This is a genomic window from Vibrio sp. 10N.261.51.F11 (genome assembly GCF_041471665.1).
Taxonomy (GTDB): Bacteria; Pseudomonadota; Gammaproteobacteria; order Enterobacterales; family Vibrionaceae; genus Vibrio; species Vibrio crassostreae_C.
In genome coordinates this window covers 978-1,180 of record NZ_JBFROW010000029.1, presented here as the reverse complement: position 1 = coordinate 1,180, position 203 = coordinate 978, and the positions used below count along the sequence as shown (strand labels likewise).

The 203-nt window shown below is 49.3% G+C and carries 1 protein-coding gene; it reads left to right on the top strand.

Annotation, left to right across the window (positions count from 1 at the left end):
- On the top strand, positions 1 to 203 hold a 203-nt coding region (locus tag AB4351_RS09635; protein WP_372125769.1), incomplete at both ends, for a cadherin-like domain-containing protein.

Genomic DNA, 203 nt, shown 5'->3' with positions numbered 1-203 from the left:
ATTGAAGGTGTGACCTACGATGGCGGTGACGGTATCCTTACTGATAACGGTAATGGTACTTACACCTTTGCGCCAAACGAGAACTTCAATGGTGACGTAAACTTCGGCTTCGATGTGTCAGACGGAACCGATACGGTCTCTGCGAACATCGATGTAAGTGTGACTGCGGTTGATGATGCACCAGTGTCTGGTGACCTAGCGTA